This window comes from Fluviicola sp. (assembly GCF_039596395.1).
Lineage (GTDB): Bacteria > Bacteroidota > Bacteroidia > Flavobacteriales_D > Crocinitomicaceae > Fluviicola.
On sequence record NZ_JBCNJT010000001.1, the window covers coordinates 2,014,669 to 2,036,566 of the forward strand.

Annotated in this window: 10 protein-coding genes; 9 read left to right on the forward strand and 1 reads right to left on the reverse strand. The window is 45.5% G+C overall.

What is annotated here, in order from left to right; translation table 11 throughout:
* The first annotated feature begins 128 nt into the window (after positions 1 to 128).
* The 3 genes from ABDW02_RS08900 (at position 129) to ABDW02_RS08910 (ending at position 15,870) form a co-directional block, all read left to right on the forward strand.
* Positions 129 to 12,119, forward strand: coding sequence for an FG-GAP-like repeat-containing protein (locus ABDW02_RS08900; RefSeq protein ID WP_343634191.1), 11,991 nt, complete (start codon positions 129 to 131; stop codon positions 12,117 to 12,119).
* Between the two features lie 114 nt (positions 12,120 to 12,233).
* Positions 12,234 to 14,534 (forward strand): hypothetical protein, encoded by a 2,301-nt coding sequence (locus ABDW02_RS08905; protein ID WP_343634192.1) that lies wholly within the window; start codon positions 12,234 to 12,236, stop codon positions 14,532 to 14,534.
* 1 nt (position 14,535) lies between these two features.
* On the forward strand, positions 14,536 to 15,870 hold the full coding sequence (locus tag ABDW02_RS08910) for a PrsW family glutamic-type intramembrane protease (protein ID WP_343634193.1): 1,335 nt from the start codon (positions 14,536 to 14,538) through the stop codon (positions 15,868 to 15,870).
* A 12-nt stretch (positions 15,871 to 15,882) separates the two neighbouring features.
* Here the strand turns inward: ABDW02_RS08910 and ABDW02_RS08915 are convergent, their stop codons facing one another.
* A complete protein-coding gene (locus ABDW02_RS08915; RefSeq protein ID WP_343634194.1) occupies positions 15,883 to 17,319 on the reverse strand; it encodes an AAA family ATPase in 1,437 nt (478 codons plus the stop codon).
* A gap of 198 nt (positions 17,320 to 17,517) precedes the next feature.
* On the opposite strand from ABDW02_RS08915, the gene ABDW02_RS08920 reads away from it, so the two are divergent.
* The 6 genes from ABDW02_RS08920 to ABDW02_RS08945 all read left to right on the forward strand — a co-directional run bounded on the left by ABDW02_RS08920 (position 17,518) and on the right by ABDW02_RS08945 (position 21,859).
* Positions 17,518 to 17,895, forward strand: a complete 378-nt coding sequence (locus tag ABDW02_RS08920; protein WP_343634195.1) for a GxxExxY protein — start codon at positions 17,518 to 17,520, stop codon at positions 17,893 to 17,895.
* A gap of 149 nt (positions 17,896 to 18,044) precedes the next feature.
* Positions 18,045 to 18,794 (forward strand): DUF3822 family protein, encoded by a 750-nt coding sequence (locus ABDW02_RS08925; RefSeq protein ID WP_343634196.1) that lies wholly within the window; start codon positions 18,045 to 18,047, stop codon positions 18,792 to 18,794.
* The gene (locus ABDW02_RS08930) at positions 18,785 to 19,321 is read left to right on the forward strand and encodes an RsmD family RNA methyltransferase (RefSeq protein WP_343634197.1); all 537 of its coding nucleotides are present in this window, start codon (positions 18,785 to 18,787) and stop codon (positions 19,319 to 19,321) included. Before ABDW02_RS08925 ends, ABDW02_RS08930 begins: the two co-directional genes overlap by 10 nt.
* A gap of 5 nt (positions 19,322 to 19,326) precedes the next feature.
* Positions 19,327 to 19,788 (forward strand): pantetheine-phosphate adenylyltransferase, encoded by a 462-nt coding sequence (gene coaD / locus ABDW02_RS08935; RefSeq protein ID WP_343634198.1) that lies wholly within the window; start codon positions 19,327 to 19,329, stop codon positions 19,786 to 19,788.
* 2 nt (positions 19,789 to 19,790) lie between these two features.
* Positions 19,791 to 21,221 carry a redoxin domain-containing protein gene (locus ABDW02_RS08940; protein ID WP_343634199.1) on the forward strand — a complete coding sequence of 477 codons (1,431 nt, stop codon included), beginning with the start codon at positions 19,791 to 19,793 and terminating at the stop codon, positions 21,219 to 21,221.
* Positions 21,222 to 21,274: 53 nt separating this feature from the next.
* Entirely contained in the window at positions 21,275 to 21,859 is a 585-nt protein-coding gene (locus tag ABDW02_RS08945) for a nitroreductase (RefSeq protein ID WP_343634200.1), read from the forward strand.
* Positions 21,860 to 21,898: the final 39 nt, after the last annotated feature.

The following is a 21,898-nucleotide window of genomic DNA, read 5'->3' on the forward strand; positions in this document are numbered from 1 at the left end:
ATGCTTCGAAGGTAATTCGATTTAGCACACCTGTTTATTCGCAAACGAGCGTGGCGGATTTGTTAAAAAAAGAACTATCTTCGGCTGATAGAAACTAATACACTTCCCGTTACCTTGACTAAACGTATATGAAAAAACTACTTATTTTCCTATCATTCTCCATGATAGCTCTTGCGAATTGGTCCCAGGTCTCCAACGCCTGCTTCAGTTCGAGAAACGATATTTCCATCCGAAAGACTTTCTCTCAGAGTCGCGGAATGGTAAAAGGTGATTTTGACAGTGACGGAGTGCTCGACATTGTCAGTTCGAATTATGTTGCTTCTGCTTCAACGGTCAAACGATTTTCCTTTCAAAAAGGGTTAGGCAATGGAAAATTCGGTTCCTCGGTCGGATACGGGAATGCAGGGCTCCAAACGCAGGATATCCGAAGTGCTGACTTCAATAACGACGGAAAGCTGGATGTGGCTTACATCAACTTAACGGGTATTTATATTTTTCACGGCCAGGGAAACGGGCTTTTTGATAGTATCACCACTCTTACTCTCACAAACGGAAAGTACATGGCTGTGGGAGACTTCAACGAAGACGGCGCTGTGGATATTGTGGGAACTTCTGCTACCAACCAGTTCACATTATTTGCAGGTACACTGGGTAATCCTACCCTATTCTCTTCTACGGTATTTACTATTACAGGCAGCATCCAAAACATGGAAGTTGCTGATATGGATGGCGATAACCACCTGGATGTTGTTTCCTATACGGCAAATGGTGTTTATGTATCCAAAAATAACAACGGAAGCCTTGGTAATTTCTTCACAGGTACCAATGTTTCTACAAGCGGTAGCGGTCAAACAGATCTAACCATTTGTGATATCGACAATGACGGAGATAAAGACGTAGTTACCACCAACAAATCGAGTAATAACATTTCCGTATTGAAAAACAACGGTACGGGAACTTTGAATTTACATGCTACTTATGCCACAGAACTGGCACCGGACGGCATTGACAATTTTGATATCAACCAGGATGGTTTTAAGGATATTGTCGTTGCCAATGTAAGTTCGTCCACCATCTCCATTTTCTTCGGAGGAAGTGGCGGAGTATTGAGTTTGTACCAGACGATCCAGGCACCTGGAAGCCCGAAAGCGGTGGTTGTAGGCCACTTCACTTCAGATACTTATCCGGACATTGTTTCGGCACAAACTTCCGGAGCTTACTTCAACTCTTTTGTGGGAAATGCCACAAACAATTACCTCCAGACGAATTTGTTCGACATCGGTGCTTCTCCGAGTTCTGCTTTTGCAGCTGACTTTAACGGAGATGGAAACCAAGATGTCGCTATCACACAAGCCGGGGCAAACAATGCCCAAATCTATTTGGGTAACGGTGCGGGAGGTTTTACAGCCGGAGCAATATTAACAACCGGTACTACTCCGTTCTATATTACCGGAGCAGATTTGGATAATTCAGGTTCCATGGACCTTGTTGTGGTGAATAACGGAAGTGGTAACATTACCGTCTTTTACGGTACAGGAAGCGGTACTTTTTCAGCAGGATCAACTTATTCGGTCGGAACAACACCTGTTCAGGCCAAGATCGGACACCTGAACGGTGATGCTTTTACAGATATCGTGGTAACCAATTCCGGGAGCGCGAATTTCTCTGTATTAACTGCCAATGGAGCTTCTTCATTCAATTCGGCAGTCAATTATGCAACCAATCCAACTCCATATCCGATTGTTATTACCGATTACGATAACGACGGATTTAATGATGTGGTAGTAGGTCACAATGCCAGTGCCAGTTCCCAGCTTTTAAAGTTTAAAGGAGACGGATCAGGAACGCTTGCTGCAAACGGGAACATCGGAACAACGACTGCAACTTATCCGTTGGCAACGTCATTGGAATCAGGTGACCTGGATGGTGACGGAGATAAAGACATCATCGTAGGAAGAAGCGGAGACGTCGGAAAGATCTTTAATCCGGCAGTTACAACCGGTAGTGCCGCAACGAACACAACGACCATCATCAACACCACACCCGGTTCAGGTTCTGTTGTGGGGATTAAGATCATTGATGTTAACAACGACGGGAAATTAGACGTCATGGCCACTTATAACAATGGTGGCGGTGTCGTTACGGGGTCATTAGTAGCAAGTGTGGCTACCGGTTTCGGTACAAACGCTGCCTATGTATTAAATCCACCGACAGTTGGATTCGCTTCGGAAACGGATGCGTCTGGTATGGCTGTTGCAGATTTCAACAACGACGGAAGAGTTGATGCGATTATTCCGAACAAAGGATCAAACAGCTTCACCCTTCATCTAAATACCACACCGGTAATTACTGCCGGCGGACCAACCACTTTTTGTAGCGGAAACAGTGTAACACTTACTTCAACGACAGCTTCACAATGGTATGACTGGGATCCGAACAATGAAACCACTCCATCCATTTCGGCAACTGCAACCGGTCCTTATTACGTAGTAACTTCTTCTTCGTGGAGTGACTGGTGCCAGGCGAAATCAGACACTATTACCGTTACGGTAACTCCTGGGCCAACAGCACCGACCATTACTGCCGGAGGACCGACGACTTTCTGTTCAGGCGGAAACGTGGTATTGACCTCTTCCCAGGCAACCGGGAACCAATGGTACAAAAATGGAGTCCTGATTTCAGGAGCTACTGCACAAAATTACACTGCAACAACTGCAGGAACATATACCGTTACATATACCAGCGGAGGATGTACATCTCCTCAATCAACGGGAATTAGTGTAACAGCAACTCAAACCCCGGTAATTACTGCCGGCGGACCGACCACTTTCTGTACAGGCGGATCAGTAGTCCTGACTTCGAATGTTACTTCCAACATTTTATGGTCGAACGGAGCTACTACCCCTTCCATTACGGTAACAACTTCCGGAAATTATTCGGTACAAAATATTGTAAGCGGATGTCCTACGCTCACGTCAAATACCATTACTGTAACAGTTGCTGCTTCCCTAAGCACACCAACTATTTCACCTGCCGGACCGGTAACATTGTGTCCAAGCGGATCAGTGACTTTAACGTCCTCTTCGGCAACCAATAACATTTGGTCTACCGGAGCAACTACCCAATCAATTACGGTTAACACAGCCGGATCTTATTTTGTGCATCTGGACAACGGATCCTGTACTTCTGCCAATTCAACGGCAGTTACGGTAACAAACGGATCTGCTCCTGCTACCCCTACAATTACTGCCGGAGGGCCAACGACTTTCTGTACAGGCGGATCGGTAACATTGACTTCAAGCACAGGAACTTCTTACTTGTGGTCGAATGGTGCAACCACACAGTCGATTACTGTAACTACTTCCGGTTCATACACCGTACAGGTAACAAACTCAGCAGGATGTCAAAGTGCATCCAGTGTAGCAACAGTCGTTACTGTGAACACTGCTCCTGCTACTCCGGCAATCACTGCCGGAGGGCCAACCACTTTCTGTGCAGGCGGATCAGTAACTTTAACTTCAAGTGCAGGAACTTCATACTTGTGGTCGACAGGTGCTACAACTGCTTCCATTAACGTTACAACCGCAGGTTCATATACGGTTCAGGTAACAAACGCATCGGGTTGTCAAAGTGCAGCAAGTTCGGCTACAACTGTAACAGTTAACTCCGCTCCTGCTGCTCCAACCATTACAGCAAGTGGCCCAACAACTTTCTGTGCAGGCGGATCGGTAACACTGACTTCCAGCGCCGGAACTTCCTATTTGTGGTCGACAGGTGCTACAACAGCTTCCATTAACGTTACAACCGCAGGTTCTTATACCGTTCAGGTAACGAATTCGTCGGGATGCCAGAGTGGCTCCAGTACAGCAACTGTTGTTACTGTGAACGCTGCTCCTGCTGCTCCGACCATTACAGCCAGTGGTCCTACGACTTTCTGTGCAGGTGGATCGGTAACACTGACATCCAGCGCAGGGAACTCCTATTTGTGGTCGACAGGTGCCACAACCGCTTCTATTAACGTAACAACTGCAGGTTCTTATACGGTTCAGGTAACAAACGCGGCAGGATGTCAAAGTACAGCCAGCGCAGCAACTGTAGTTACTGTGAACGCTGCTCCTGCTGCTCCGACCATTACCGCAGGTGGTTCAACAACTTTCTGTGCAGGCGGATCGGTAACATTGACTTCCAGTGCAGGAACTTCTTATTTGTGGTCAACAGGAGCAACAACTCCTTCCATCAACGTAACAACTGCAGGTTCCTATACCGTGCAGGTTACAAACTCATCGGGATGTCAGAGTGCTTCGAGTGCAGCAACAACGGTTACTGTAAATGCTTTACCGGCTGCTCCAACCATTACAGCGGGCGGACCAACGACATTCTGTAACGGAAACTCCGTTACCCTGACTTCCAGTGCTGGAAATTCCTATTTGTGGTCGACAGGAGCTACAACTGCTTCTATTAACGTAACAACTTCCGGAAACTACACTGTACAGGTGACAAATGCTGCAGGATGCCAAAGTCCGGCGAGCGCTGCAACTACGGTTACAGTAAGCCCTGGACCAACTGCTCCGACCATTACTGCCGGAAGTGCAACTACTTTCTGTGCCGGCGGATCAGTAACATTGACTTCCAGTGCAGGAACTTCCTATTTGTGGTCAACAGGTGCTACCACTCCTTCTATTAACGTAACAACTTCCGGTTCATATACCGTTCAAATTACTAATGCTTCCGGGTGTCAAAGTACTGCAAGTGCCGCAACGGTTGTAACGGTTAACCCTGCGCCTGCCACTCCGACAGTTACAGCAGGCGGATCAACAACATTCTGTGCCGGCGGATCCGTGACATTGACTTCCAGTGCAGGAACTTCTTACTTGTGGTCAACAGGTGCTACAACGCAATCTATTACCGTAACGACTGCCGGTTCCTATTCTGTTCAGGTAACAAACGCTGCGGGATGTTTGAGTGCGGCAAGTACTGCAACCGTTGTAACTGTAAATGCTTTACCGGCTGCTCCAACCATTTCTGCAGGCGGGCCAACTACATTCTGTGCAGGTGGATCTGTTACTCTTACTTCCAGTGCAGGAACTTCTTATTTGTGGTCAACAGGTGCCACCACATCTTCCATTAACGTAACAACCGCAGGTTCTTATACCGTTCAGGTGACGAATGCAGCGGGATGTCAAAGTCCGGCAAGTTCGGCAACAACTGTAACCGTTAACTCCGCTCCTGCTGCTCCAACCATCACTGCGGGCGGACCAACCACTTTCTGTTCGGGCGGATCTGTTACTCTGACATCCAGTGCAGGAAATTCCTATTTGTGGTCAACAGGTGCTACAACACCTTCCATTACCGTAACAACTGCAGGTTCATATACTGTCCAGGTAATGAACACTGCGGGATGTCAAAGTACTTCCAGTGCAGCAACAACGGTTACCGTGAACGCTTCGCCTTCAGCTCCAACCATTACTGCAAGTGGCTCTACTTCTATTTGTGCCGGTAATTCGGTAACACTGACTTCCAGTGCGGGGACTTCTTACTTGTGGTCGACAGGAGCTACAACGGCTTCTATCAACGTAACAACCGCAGGTTCCTATACGGTTCAGGTAACAAACGCGGCAGGATGTCAAAGTCCGGCTAGTTCAGCAACAACTGTTACTGTAAACGCTTTACCTGCCACTCCGACTATTACAGCAGGTGGACCGACGACTTTCTGTTCAGGCGGATCAGTTACATTGACTTCCAGTTCAGGAAGTGCTTATTTATGGTCGACGGGAGCGACAACCGCTTCTATCAACGTAACCACTTCCGGAAACTATACCGTACAGGTAACAAACGGAGCGGGATGCCAAAGTGCTGCCAGTGCAGCTACGACCGTAACTGTTAACCCTTTACCAGCTACACCAACTATTACAGCAAGTGGTTCTACTACTTTCTGTGCGGGTGGTTCTGTTACTTTAACAGCGAGCGCAGGAACTTCCTACTTATGGTCGACAGGTGCTACAACCGCGTCTATCAACGTAACGACTTCCGGAACTTATTCCGTTCAGGTTACAAACGCAGCAGGATGTCAAAGCGCTTCAAGTGCAGCTACAACTGTAACCGTTAACTCACTGCCTACCGCACCAACTATTACAGCAAGTGGTTCCACTACTTTCTGTGCAGGCGGATCGGTTACATTGACTTCAAGCACCGGAACTTCCTACTTATGGTCGACAGGAGAAACAACGCAATCGATTAACGTTACTGCTTCCGGCTCTTATACCGTTCAGGTAAGCAACGGAGCAGGATGCCAGAGCCTTGCCAGTGCAGCTACAACGGTAACTGTTAACCCACTTCCTGCAACACCAACCATTACGGCAAGTAGTTCTACTACTTTCTGTGCGGGTGGATCGGTAACATTAACTTCCAGTGCAGGAAATGCTTATTTATGGTCGACAGGTGCTACAACGGCTTCCATCAACGTAACAACTTCCGGAACTTATTCCGTTCAGGTAATTAACACAGCTGGTTGTCAAAGTGCTTCAAGCGCTGCAACGGTTGTTACGGTAAATGCTTTACCTGCTGCTCCAACTATCACGGCCGGAGGGCCAACAACTTTCTGTGCAGGCGGATCAGTGACATTGACTTCAAGTACCGGAAATGCTTATTTATGGTCGACAGGAGCTACAACCGCTTCTATTAACGTAACTACATCCGGCTCTTATACGGTACAGGTTTCAGACGCAAACGGCTGTCAAAGCCCTGCGAGTGCTGCAACTGTTATCACAGTAAATCCAAAACCAGCTACTCCGACTATTACAGCGAGTGGTTCAACCACTTTCTGCCTGGGACAAACGGTAACCCTGACTTCAAGCACGGGAAATTCGTACTTGTGGTCAACGGGAGAAACTACTCAATCCATCGTGGTGGGAGCATCCGGATCTTATACCGTACAAGTTGCTAACTCATTCGGTTGTCTAAGTGATCCAAGTGCTCCGAAGAATGTTACGGTAAATGTAACCGTATCAACTCCTTCGATCACTGCGAGCGGACCAACTACTTTCTGTGAAGGTGGTTCGGTGACACTGTCAACCGGCTTCGGGTTATATTACTTCCTGTGGTCAAATGGTGAAACAACACAGTCTATTGATGTAGATACTTCCGGTACATTTACAGTAGTACGCACAAATATCCTTACCGGCTGTCAAAGTCTTCCAAGCAGCCCGGTAACTGTTACCGTTAATCCAACGCCTGCTGCGCCATCCATTACAGCGAGTGGAGCAACAACATTCTGCGCAGGCGGATCGGTTACTTTAACTTCCGGCCCGGGAGCAGCTTACTTATGGTCTACAGGAGCTACAACCGCTTCTATTAACGTAACAACATCCGGTTCATACACCGTACAAATAACGGATGCTAACGGATGTCAAAGTCCTTTCAGTACAGCAACAGCTGTTACCGTACATCCAAATCCAACCGCACCAACAATTACTGCGAGCGGACCAACTACATTCTGTGACGGAGGTTCCGTAACATTGACTTCAAGTACCGCAACTTCTTATTTATGGTCGACAGGAGAAACCACGCAATCCATCATTGTTACAACTACAGGTTCTTACTCTGTAGCGGTTACAAACGGATTCGGATGTTCCACTTCTGCTGCTACACCAACAAATGTCACTGTAAATCCAAATCCGGCAGTTCCAACCATTACAGCCGGCGGACCAACTACATTCTGTGATGGTGATTCTGTGATCTTAACCTCATCTTCTACGACCGGAAACCTTTGGTCGACCGGAGAAACCACGCAATCCATTACTGTTACAGCTTCGGGAACTTACTCCCTGGAAGTATCCAACGGATTCGGTTGCTCTACAGCAGCAGCAGCGGCAACCAGTGTAACAGTAAATCCGATTCCTGCTGTACCGACAATTACTGCCGGCGGTCCGCTAACTTTCTGCGACGGAGGCTCAGTAACGCTAACTTCTTCGGCTTCAACAGGAAACTTATGGTCAACAGGAGAAACAACACCATCCATTACGGTGACAACAACAGGATCCTACACTGTTGAGCAAATCCAATCAGGTTGCTCCTCAGGTGCTTCTGCTTCAACAGACGTGATCGTGAATCCAAATCCGGCGGTTCCAACCATTACAGCTGGTGGGCCAACCACATTCTGTGACGGTGATTCAGTTATTCTGACTTCATCTTCTACCACCGGAAACTTGTGGTCGACAGGAGAAACAACGCAATCCATTACTGTTACAGCTTCGGGAAATTACTCCCTGGAAGTATCCAACGGATTCGGTTGTTCTACTGCATCAGCTTCTGCAACGAATGTGACAGTGAATCCGATTCCTGCCGTACCAACGATCACAGCAGGCGGACCAACCACATTCTGTTCGGCAGGTGGTTCAGTGGTACTGACTTCTTCGGCTTCAACAGGAAACTTGTGGTCGACGGGAGAAACAACGCAATCCATTACTGTTACAACAACAGGTTCATATACCGTAGAACAAATCCTTGCAGGATGTTCTTCAGGATCTTCTGCTTCAACGGACGTATTGGTAAATCCAACACCGGCTACTCCAACCATCACAGCAGGAAGTACAACAACTTTCTGTACGGGTGACAGTGTGGTGTTAACATCAACAGCAGGAACTTCCTACTTGTGGTCGACTGGTGAAACCACCCAATCCATTACGGTTACAACTTCCGGATCTTACTCCGTAACAATCATCGACGGACCTTGTGCTTCAAGCGCTTCCAATGTGATCAACGTAACCGTGAATCCAATTCCTGCCGTACCTACGATCACAGCAGGCGGACCAACCACATTCTGTTCGGCAGGTGGTTCAGTGGTACTGACTTCTTCGGCTTCAACAGGAAACTTGTGGTCAACCGGAGAAACAACGCAATCCATTACGGTTGCAACAACAGGTTCGTATACCGTAGAACAAATCTTGTCAGGATGTTCCTCAGGATCTTCTGCTTCAACAGACGTATTGGTGAATCCAACACCTGCTACTCCAACAATTACAGCAGGCGGAGCAACGACGTTCTGTACGGGAGATTCGGTTGTCCTGACATCAACAGCGGGAACTTCCTACTTGTGGTCGACAGGAGAAACCACGCAATCCATCACCGTTACAACTTCCGGATCTTATTCCGTAACAATCATTGACGGGCCGTGTTCTTCCAGTGCCTCCAACGTGATTAACGTAACAGTGAATCCGATTCCAACTGCTCCAACGATTACGGCAGGCGGACCAACCACATTCTGTTCGGGAGGATCTGTTGTACTGACTTCTTCCGCTTCAACAGGAAACCTGTGGTCGACCGGAGAAACAACGCAATCCATTACGGTTGCAACAGCAGGTTCTTACACCGTAACTCAAACATTACTGGGATGTACCTCCCCGGTTTCCGCTTCAACGGACGTATTCGTGAACCCTACTCCGGCAGCTGCAACCATTACGGCAGGCAGTGCCACAACATTCTGTGCGGGTGGTTCCGTAGTATTGACATCTACACCGGGAACTTCTTACTTGTGGTCAACCGGTGAAACAACGCAATCCATCACCGTTACAACTTCCGGATCTTACTCCGTAACAATTATCGACGGGCCTTGTTCTTCCAGTGCTTCCAACGTGATTAACGTAACCGTGAATCCGATCCCGGCTGCTCCAACCATTACAGCAAGCGGACCAACCACATTCTGTGCCGGCGGATCCGTCGTATTGACATCTTCTGCTTCGACAGGAAATATGTGGTCTACGGGAGCTACGACTCCATCAATCACCGTATCAGCGAGCGGCACTTACACTGTTAACCAAACAGTATTGGGATGTACAAGTCCGAATGCCACTCAGATAATTACAGTCAATCCGATCCCGGCTGCACCTACAGTAACTGCGGGCGGACCTACTACATTCTGTACAGGTGGATCTGTGGTACTAACATCTTCTGCATCTTCCGGGAACACGTGGTCGACAACAGAAACAACACCATCCATTACAGTAACATCGAGCGGTTCATACACCGTGACTCAGACAGTATTGGGATGTACTTCTGCGGCATCTGCTCCGGTGAATGTTATTGTGAATACAATTCCTGCAGTTCCGACAATTACTGCCAGTGGGCCTACTACGTTCTGTGCGGGCGGTTCAGTTACACTTACCTCCTCTTCCGCAACGAATAACTTCTGGTCGAACGGAGCTACGACACAATCCATTACCGTAAGTTCATCCGGAACCTTCCTGGTTCAGGTTATTAGCAACGGATGTAGTTCAGGAACATCCGCTCCGAAAACAGTCACTGTGAATTCACTTCCTCCGGCACCGACCATCGTTACCGGAACAACCGAATCCATTTGTTCAGGTTCTTCCGTAACATTGACCTCTTCTTCAACAGGAGGAAACTTATGGTCAACAGGAGCTACAACACAATCCATCGTTGTTTCAACTGCAGGTTCTTATTATGTAACGGTAACGGACGGTAACGGATGTACTTCTCCGGCATCACCTTCAACGGTAGTAACGGTGAATCCATTGCCGACGGCTCCGGTGATCAGTACCAGCGGACCAACTTCATTCTGTTCCGGAGGATCTGTTGCATTGACATCGTCTTACGGTTCAGGTAATTTATGGTCGAGCGGTTCTACAGCAAACTCCATTACAGTAAGCAGCAGCGGAACTTACACCGTTACTCATACTGACGGAAACGGATGCGTTTCACCTGCTTCATCGCCGGTAACAGTTACTGTGAATCCAATTCCTGCGGCTCCGGTAATCACTGCAAGCGGACCAACATCATTCTGTTCAGGAGGATCAGTGACACTGACTTCTTCACAGCCTACAGGTAACTCCTGGTCGACAGCTGCTTTGACACCAAGCATCACTGTAACAACAAGCGGCGTATACAGCGTTATCTATATCGACGGAAACGGATGTGCATCACCTTCTTCTGCTCCTGTAGTAGTGAACGTGTTCTCAAATCCTTCCACTCCTTCCATTACGGCAGGCGGAGCAACAACCATCTGTCAGGGATCGTTCGTAACGCTTACTTCTTCTTATACGAGCGGAAATACGTGGTCAACCGGTGGAACTACGCAAAGTATCAATGCAACAACGAGCGGTAATTACACGGTAACTCATACCAATGCGAACGGATGTTCGAGCACCAGTGCTCCTACAAGCATTACGGTAATCCCAGTATCTTCGATCCCGACGATTTCCGCATCCGGATCCACTACGATCTGTGACGGTTCAAGTGTTACCCTTACATCTTCCGATGTGAACAGTACCTGGTCAACAGGAGCTACGACACAAGCCATTGTAGTAACCACTTCCGGTTCTTATTCGGTGGTAGGAAACCAGACCGGTTGCCCGTCCCAGCCTTCAGCTCCGGTTGTTGTAACTGTGAACCCGGCTCCTGCGGCACCGGTCATTACTCCAAGCGGATCTACGACCATTTGTGAAGGAGAAGAATTGTTCTTATTCACTTCCGGAACCGGAACGAATACATGGTCAACGGGATATGTGGGACAAGTATTGCAGGTAACAGCTTCCGGAAATTACTGGGTATCTGTTCAGAATGCTTACGGTTGTACCTCTTCATCAACAGTAGTTCCGGTAGTTATAAATACAAATCCTGCGGTTTCGATCAATCCGTTTGCGGATGTATGTACGTTCACTGCTCCGTTCACGATGTCGAACGGATTACCTTCGGGAGGAATTTACACCGGCCAGGGAATTACAACGAACATCTTCTACCCTGCAGCTGCGGGTGAAGGATCGTCCATCGTAACTTATACGTATACGGATGCCAACGATTGTTCGGCTTCTGCACAAACAACCATTACCGTTAACAACTGTTTGGGAATCGATGAGAAAGAACAAGCTTACTTCTCCCTCTTCCCGAACCCGAACAATGGACAATTCCAGGTGGTATCGAACGGAACTCCGATGGATCATATCATCATTTATGATGCACAGGGTAAAATGGTTTACAACGAAGCATATCCGGGAATCTTCACAATTGAATTTGACCTGAATGCTTATTCGAACGGTGTCTATTACATAGAAATAAACAGCGATCAGGAAATACGGGAACGAATCCCGCTGATCATTAATCATTAAAAAAGAAAATCCCGTCCTGACTTAGTTGAGACGGGATTTTTGTTAACAACTATTTCTGTTACGTATTTTAGTAAATCCAATTATTAGAGATATTTGAAATCCATAATCAAACGAATGAAATACGTTTACACCCTTTTAATCTCATGTGTATGCCTGGCGTCTTTTGGCCAGGGAACAAATGACCTCACAGCAGAAGACCGCGCATACCTTTTCCATATCGTTAAGAAAAGTCCTATTCTGGACAACAGCATCGGGCGTTATTTTGAGTATTCCGGGCCGGTTGTCCGGTTGATGAACAAGGAATTGAACTACGATTCAATTGAAAGTTACATCATCAATAACCCGAATTCACTGTTTATCCGGAAAGGGGAAATTGAAAAATCGCCGAAAGGGATTATTGTTGAAGCTGCGAACAAAATGGCTTTGTGGGAATTGAATAAAGTCCTTTTGGCATCCCGCCAGTCTGAAAATGACCTGGAACGTTACCGGACACAATACAATCAGTTTGAAGCGATTCTGAAGTCAAAACTTCCCGCTTCCGCCCTTAAAAATGAGAATGGAAATATCGAAATCCAGAAAAAGATTCTTACGGCTTTGAACCCGAGCCTCAGTTTCGATGACAAAGCAGCCTTGTTGGCAACGTTTCATTTCTTGTCGGTAGAAGACCAGCTGGTAACCATTGAAGCGATGAACTATGCCACCAATGCATATGTAGAAAAAAGAGCATACGAGATCTTTTTACAATTGGGTGGAACGGCAAGCAATTTTAAAAATGTCCTGATCGCGGCAGGTGACGGTTCAGAAACATCCGGGCTTTTAAACGAACGCGAAAAAGACGAAAGCGGAAAATGGAACAAAGGACTTCCGAAAGCAGTGGGCCTTTTTCCTTATGAAGCAAAAATCATTGATCCTTCCAAACGAAGTAAAACTGCGTTGGAGCCGGTTCGCATGCCAACGGTAGATTTTGAAACGGTCGGTGAGAACAAGTTGACACAACTTCATTTCGACGTTTGGGGATACAATTCCAAAAAGCAGACAACGGTTGTGATCGAACGAAACGGCTTGTCCTATCACCTGTTCGGATCGAATGATACGCGTTTTCTCTCCCCGGATTCAACTTACAGCGATGGAAAAACGTTCCAAACAGTCATTAACGAACTGGAAAAAGATAAAATTGCCAAGCTGTGGGACCGGATTTACGGAAAAAGAGGATACGATTACGATATCGCCACAGCAAAAAAGAAAAAGGACGATACGGAAAAAGAGATCAACGAAAACGAGCACAAGTATTCCAACATCACACAGGGAACCATTACCACCAGTTCCAAAGTTCCGGGTTCCGTAAAGCGTAAAAAGAAAAAAGCATTGAAGAAAACAACCGGCGGAGAATTTACCGCTCAGCCCAAAACAAGTTCGGATAAAAAAACACGCAAAAAAGAGCAGGAAGGATTGGTTTACCTATATGGGGAATACGAACGCTACAAGAAAATCATCGAGGAACTGGAAAAAGAAAAGAAAATTGCAATCGACCTGCTGGCAATTTACCAAAGACGTCTCGACAATTACAAATCAGCCATGGGCCATCATTGGGTAAGCTATACCGAAAAGGACGGATTCTACACCTTTGCGGATTCCTCCACTTTTGATTTGTATACCCAGGAGTTTACGTTCAAAGCAGATACTCTGAAAACACCTTTTGAAGTGCGTTTGATCGCTATCCCGGACGGGCCGCTTTCCGACAATGCCGATGAAGTGATGCTGCACGTAAACCTCGTTGATTCGAAGCCGGGATTTGATGCACGCGTTCAGTTGAATTTGGTCGATCAGTTCGAATCCAATAAATGGGATTTGAATAAACCGCTATTCCAGGAATCCGACAGTGTTTCCGTTCGCCAGTTGTTCGAAGCGCTTTTGGACAAAAAGCTGCCGTTTGAAGTAATCAGCCGCGGCCAGGGAGTTGGAAAATGGAACGGTACCAACGTGGTCCGGGCAACCGACAGAACGGAATGGAATGCCTACCAGGGCGGAACGGATGAAGAACGTATGCAGGCTAAAATGGATTCTTCCAACCTGCGCCTGCGTTCGACACAGGTCAACATCTTCCTGAACCGTGGAATTTTACTGGAAATAAACACCTTTACGGACCCGGTAAAAACCAACCTGAAATCTTCAAACGAATCCATTCAAAGTGAACTGAACAAGTACCGTTTAACTGGAAATGATTATTTGTCGGCTTTGCGAACTGCGACAGTTATCCAGAAATTGAAAACAGAATTGAATGTACTCGCAGGAACTTATCTAAGCCGGGAAGATGCCAAAATTGTCATTGACCGTTTGAACAAGCAGTTGGACGGCGTAAAAGTGAGTTGTGGACCGACTTCCTTCAGATGGCAGGAATTACTAAACATCAAATAAGGTGATACTGATCCTGGCCTACTCGCTTATTTCCCTGTTTATTGCATGGATTTGGGTGGATTATTTCCGGCTGATCGATATTCACAACAAGAATAGCCTGATCCACGTGATTGTTGCCTTCTTGCTGGGCGGAGGTTCCGTATTCGTTGTTTTTGGCTTCCACGATTACATCCTGGACGGACATCAGCTGCAAATCAACGGAAATATTGTCAACGATCTGGCATATGCTATTTTCCAGGTAGGAATGCTGGAAGAATTTTCAAAGATCCTGGCATTTTCCATTTTCTTCCTCCTGTTCCGTTCGCACTTAAAAGAGCCCATCGATTATTTGATGTATGTCTCTGTCTGCGCATTGGGATTTTCGGCAGTGGAGCATGTAACTTATTTTAGTATAAGCGGACCGGAAATCATCAACGGACGGGCCATCCTGTCAACAGTCGGACACATGTTCGACACTTCCATCATTGCTTACGGGTTGATCTTATTCAAATTCAAACCGGAGAAAAATTCGTTTTTAACGATCATTGCCTGCTTTTTACTTGCTTCACTGGCTCATGGAATCTATGATTTCTTCCTGATGTACCCTCCGATTCACCAATTCGGATGGATATTTACGGTGCTTTATTTCCTGGTTACGATTTCGGTTTTCGCGGTGATCCTGAATAACTCGATCAACAACTCCCCTTACTTCAGTTACCGGGAAATCATTGATTCTTCTTTTGTATTCAAACGGTTGTTCATTTATTACTGCATCGTTTTCGGTGCACAATTCCTGTTGACTCTCTGGGACCATGACCTGGAATGGAGCGTGCGGTCGATTGCCTTTTCGGTTGTTTTTTCGGGTGTCATTGTTATTCTGACGATCGGCCGACTGAGCCGTTTTAACCTCATCAAGGGCCGGTGGGAAAAGATCAAACTGGAATTTCCCTTCAAGTTCAATTCGGATTCTTCCCAAACAAAAAGCCGGATTTCGATTAAAGGAGAAAACTTCAACGAAGCGCACATCAATCCGTTCATGGAAACGTATTTTTACCTCAAACCGGTTTCAAGGAATTCAAACTACCTGCGGGAAAAGAAACTGGCTTATATGGAACACAAAGTGGTTTCGAAAAAGAACGAGGTGTTTTACATTATCCGGATTTACGAAAGCGACCAAACGAGCACCTACTCCATTCACCTGTTACGGGCAAAACTCACGTATCCGAACATGGCAAACGACAAATATCCTATTGCGGGTGTTCTCCGCGTGGAAAATCCGAACGCCACTTCGGAGGCCAGATCGATTAAAAAATACGCATTCAGGGAATATGCGGTGCTTTTACCGGTAGGGACGTAAAATATTGCGTCCCTACGATTCTATTAATTGTTCCATCAAATTCACCGTATACAATTGTTCGCTGGCGCGGGTTACAGCCGTATATAACCAGCGCAGGAAAGAGAAATCCACTTGTTCGAATTCCAGGTAGCCGTGATCTACAAATACCGCCGACCATTGTCCGCCCTGCGATTTGTGACAGGTAACAGCATATGCAAATTTGATCTGAAGTGCGTTGAAATAAGGCGATTTCATGATTTCCTGGTAGCGCTTTTGCTTATTTTTTTCGTGCATGAAATCCTTTTCGATCTCAAAGAACAACTCTTTCAAAAATCCGCGGTCCAGGTTTGGTTGCTCAATCGTCAGCGTTTCCATGAATGCAATCGCTTCGAAACGATCCAGGTCGGGATAATCGATCAGGGAAACCTCCAGATGGGCAAAGCGAACACCATACATTTCTTCTATGCGCCGGATACGGTGTACTTTCAACAATTCGCCGTTGGCTATAAACCCGGCTGAACTTAAGGGATCGAGCCAGTAATAATTGTTCTTGACCACCATCAGCAGATCGCCGCCACACAATTCTTCCTCCATCATCAGAATCCGGTTCCTGATATGCTGGTTATAGAGATTCGCACGTTTGTTGGAACGGGTTACGATCATCACCTCATCTGCTCCGTAATTACTGTAGGAAGATTCTATTTTTTCGATCAATTCATCGCCGGGAACAGCCTGCACATCTTTAAACGAATGCAGATCCAATTGAGGGATTGTTTCTTCCGCCTGCGCCTGCCGGATGCGTGTGGCATTCTCCAGGATCCCGGAATCAGTACGTTGTCTCACAACAGAAGTCAATCCGTAAACCGTAAAATGCACCAGCGGAAAATGCTGGTTCAGATAAGCCGTGCTGAGTGCCGGACTTTCATCGGCACCTACCGGCGGAAGCTGGCCTTCATCTCCCAACAGGATCAGTTTACAATTCTCACCGCTTAAGGCATATTGAAAAACATCTTCCAGCAAATTACGCGAAACACTTCCGTCTGATTGCAACGAATAATCGCCGATCATGGAAGCCTCGTCAATGATGAAAATTGCGTTTTTGGATTTATTCGGAGCCAATTGCAGTTTCACAGAGCCATCCGGGCCGGCCCCGGTAAAATAAATGCGTTTGTGGATCGTGGTGGCAAGCATATTGGACCTCAAAGAAAGTACTTTTGCAGCCCTTCCGGTTGGTGCCATCAGCACCGTTTTGCGTTTCAAAACAGTCAGAGCCTTGATGTAAGCTCCCAGGATGCTGGTTTTCCCTGTTCCCGCATATCCTTTCAAAATAAAACACGCCGGATTTTCCGCTTCAAAAGTAAATTCAGCAAGATGACGTATCAGCAATTCCTGCTCGGCATTCGGCGTATGGCCAAAAAACGAACGGATTAATTGATAACACTTCTCCTGAATAGATACTTGCTCCTCCATAACTTAAAAGTACCTATAAATTACACGCAGATTTAGCTTCGCTGAACTTACGTCTCGCAGATTCACGCAGATATTTAATTATCAATCATAGCGCAAGATTGACACATACCAAACAACACATTCATTTACAATAATATAACGGTAAAATTCAAGAAAGTCAATAGTATAGATTTCCTTTTTTGTTCTTAGCTTCAATCTATGACAGAGAACGAAATAACCTACAAAATTAGAGGTGCCATTTTTGAAATTTACAATACCGTTGGCCCCGGACTACTTGAAAGCGCTTATGAAGCTGCATTGTATTATGAACTTAGAAAAGCCGGTTTGAAAGTTGAACGCCAAATTGAAGTTCCTTTCAGATACAAAGATGTAAAAATGCCGGTTGGCTACAGACTTGATTTATTGGTAGAAGGTAAAGTAATCATTGAGATCAAATCCGTTACTGATTTCTCAGCATTACATTTTAAACAGCTTAATGCTTACCTCAAATTAACGAAATTAAAGCTGGGCTTATTAGTTAATTTCAATACTGTAAATATTAGAGATGGAATTGCCCGAGTAGTAAATAACTTATAACTACATAAATATCTGCGAGATCCATACAATCTGCGAGCAAAAAAATTCTCGCGGATTTCGCGGATTAACGCAGATATATTTGTAAAAACTCTCACTGATATTAAAGGTGGACGCTGACTAGTTTTACTATATTTGTACAAAACGAATTTGTGCAGTTAATACTCGAAATTACTCAGCAAAGCATTGCGGCCTTCCAGTTGGCGGGAAGTGACATCCAACTATTGGAAAAAGCGAATTGTACCAAAAGAACGGATGCAGGCTATAAAGAAGTATTGACCCAGGTGATCGAAAAAGTAGGAAACCTGGACCGCTTCGAAAACTTTTCCTGCTCATACTTTGCACAGGATTTCTGCGTGGTTCCGAATTCTTTATTTGCAGCTTCGACACCGGAAACGCTTTTACAGTATACCGTTCATAAAACCATTTCGAAAAGCGATGTAGATTACAACCGCCTGCCCGAATGGAGTTCCGTGATTATTTACCAATTGCCGATGTGGGTGAAGTCCGTACTGATTTTGAAAGCACCGCGCATTGTTATTCAGCACGAACTGACTCATGTGCTCAGGCATCTGACTACCGGTTCGCTCATTCCGTTGCGCAGCCACCTGGTGATTCACGAAGAGCAGTTTTCACTGGTGGTACGGAAAGACGGGAACATCGCACATACCAGCGTACAGGAGTATCAAAGCGAAGAAGACATCGTGTACCATTTGGCTACGGTGTTTACGCAACTCAAAATCGATTCGAAAAACGAATTATTCATTCACGGTACGGGAGAACAGATCGAAAACACGCAGAAACGGCTGGAATCTCATTTAAAAAAGATCAACCTGTTTGAGCAATCGAAACTGGAAATACAACCTTCCGCTCACCTTCAATACCAGACATTGTGCGTATAGTAAGAGGCATATATAAAGCAAGAAGATTCAGTCCGCCAAAGAGTTTTCCTTCAAGGCCCACAACGGATTTCGCCAAAGAAGGAATTTTCAATGTACTGGAAAACAGGTATAGCCTGATTGACCTTAACATTCTGGATTTGTGCGCCGGAACAGGAAACATTTCACTGGAGTTCCTTTCACGGGAAGCCGGAAACGTTACTTCCGTAGATAAACACCCGGTTTGTATCAAGTTCATGTACAAACTGAAAAACGAACTCGGAATTGAAGACGAATGGCTCATCACCAAAAATGAAGTCCGGAATTACCTGGAAAATTGTGACGACACCTTTGATCTCATCTTTGCCGATCCGCCTTATGACCTTACGTTTCACGACAGTATCGTGCGCATCATCCGTGAACGAAAACTCCTGAACGACGGAGGAATCTGTTTGATCGAACACGGAAAACAAACAGATCTGAGCCAGGAAGAAGGATATGTAGAAACCAGGAACTTCGGTAATGTTTACTTTAGTTTCTTTCAATTTTGAATGACATGAAAAAAAGTGCTTGCTTTCCGGGATCCTTCGATCCGTTCACAAAAGGTCATGAAGATATTATCCGAAAAGGACTGGGTTTGTTTGACGAAATTGTCATTGCAGTAGGAATCAACTCTACCAAAAACTATTTGTTCCCGTTGGAAAAGCGGTTACAGCACATTCAAAGTTGTTTTGAAGGCGAACCGAAGATCCGGGTGATCACGTATCAAAAACTGACGGTTGAAATGTGTAAGGACGAAGGATGCAATTACATTTTGCGCGGATTGCGGGATGTAAAAGACTTTAACTACGAAGTGCCGATTGCCTTGATGAACCGGGATATGACAGAGATTGAAACGGTTTTTTTGATCCCTGACACTTCTCTTTTTGCGATCAATGCGACGATTATCCGGGAAATCTATAAAAATGGCGGGAAAATTGATAAGTATGTAACAAATTTCGATCAGCTCGTTAATTAAGCATGAACAAGTACCTTTTCCTTTTTTTCGTCTCCATCCAGTTTTTTCAAATCCATGGCCAGTCGCTGACTGAAATCACCGGATTTGCTCCTGCTTATGTGGGAAAAGAAGTAGAGATTTACCAAATTTCGGATTTCATCACCCTGCGGGAAGAGCGTATTGCATCTTCTACCGTTAAAGAAGACAGTACTTTCAGCCTGGTTTTCAACCTGGACGAAACGCGTAAACTGATCCTGAAAGCGGGAAACAACAAAGCCAATTTATTTGCCGTACCTTCCGGAAAATATGAAGTACTCGTTCCGGAAAGGAATAAATACGATACCTACAATCCTTCTGGGAATTTCGTGGAATTGATTTTCTACAATTTACCGAAAGACGATATCAATTACAAAATCCTGGAGTTCAACCGCTGGAATGATGAATTCGTGGCCCGTTATTACACGAAGAACAATGCAGATTCAAAGTATTTCGTTGCACGTCTTGATACCTTTAAAATGGATGTCGAGAAGTATTACAAAGCAGACACCCTCGACAGGTATTTTAATTATCACCGGAAATACACCATTGCCAAACTGGATGACCTCCGTTTTATGGGATCCCGGAACCAATACGAAAAGTATGATTTCTACATCCGCTCCACTCCTATTTATTATCAGAATGAAGCGTATATGCAGTATATCATGCATTTTTATGAAAAATTGCTCCCCCGCATCAGTCATGAATTGAATAACCAGTTTTACCTCGGAATATTGAAATCTAGTCCCACAGCTGTTGGAAAAGCGCTTTCCAAAGAATACACCTTGTCGAAACAGTACAAACTCCGGGAGTTGATCATGCTGAAAACACTTTCGGAATGCTATTACGAAAAGGATTATCCGCAGACCAATATTCTGACAATCCTGGACAGTGTTTCAAAATATGCCTTATACCCGGAAAATAAGCTCATTGCCCAAAACCTCCGTTTCCGGCTGATGGAATTGAGCGCCGGATCGAAAGCTCCCGATTTTCTGTTGAAAGACGGAAGCCAGGACCTGACACTTCATAGTTTCCAGAAAAAATACCTGTATCTATTCTTTGCGGATCCGGCAAGTCTGGACAATACCAAGCAGATGAACCTCCTGAAACCGATCTATGAACGTTACAAAGACATTGTAAACTTTGTGATGGTCTACAAAGACAAACCGGAATTGGATGTTGCGAAATTGAAAAACGAATTGCCATGGACCGTGATTGCGACGAAAGAAAGCAATTCCATTTTTAAGAATTACAACGTAGTGAACTATCCGTATTACCTGTTAATCGATCCTTTCGGATATGTGATCAGCGCTCCTGCACTGGGGCCGGTTCCCAACGGTTCTTACGACACGATTGACAAAACGTTCTTCCTCATCCAAAAAGCATTGAAGGAAGGCGGAAATGGTTCGGATCGGTAAATAGTTGGACGGTTATTCACGAATTCGAAGTATTTTTACAAAAAAAATTAAGAATGCGTTACAATCTGAGTGAAGTAACAGCGATTATTCGCGATCGAAGAACCATATACCCGGAACAATACAGCACCCGAAAAATTCACAAAGAGCAGATAGAGCTTTTATTGAACAATGCCGTTTGGGCGCCCACTCATGGAATGACCCAGCCCTGGAGATTTATTGTTTTCCAGGAAAATGCATTAAATGATCTTGCCGAAACATTGGGAAGTATTTACCTGTCGGAAACACCGAAGGAAAAACAGGTAGACAGTAAATTAGGAAAACTCATGAGCCGTCCTAAAATGGCCAGTGCAGTAATCGCATTGATCTTACACCGTGAAGAAGGAACGCGCATTTCGGAAGAAGATGATTTTGCAGCCATTTCATGTGCTGTTCAGAATATGCATTTAACAGCCACAGCGCAAGGAATCGGGGCATTCTGGTCAACGCCTGGCATCATGAAATCCGAACGCTTCCACGAGTTCCTCGGACTAACAAATGAACAGCGTTGTGTGGGGTTATTTTACCTGGGATATCCATCGATTGAATGGCCGAAAGGACAGCGAAAACCAATTGAATACCTCACGGAGTGGAAACAATAAGTCCGGTAAATCCACGTTAGTTTACCAACGAGTTCAAAA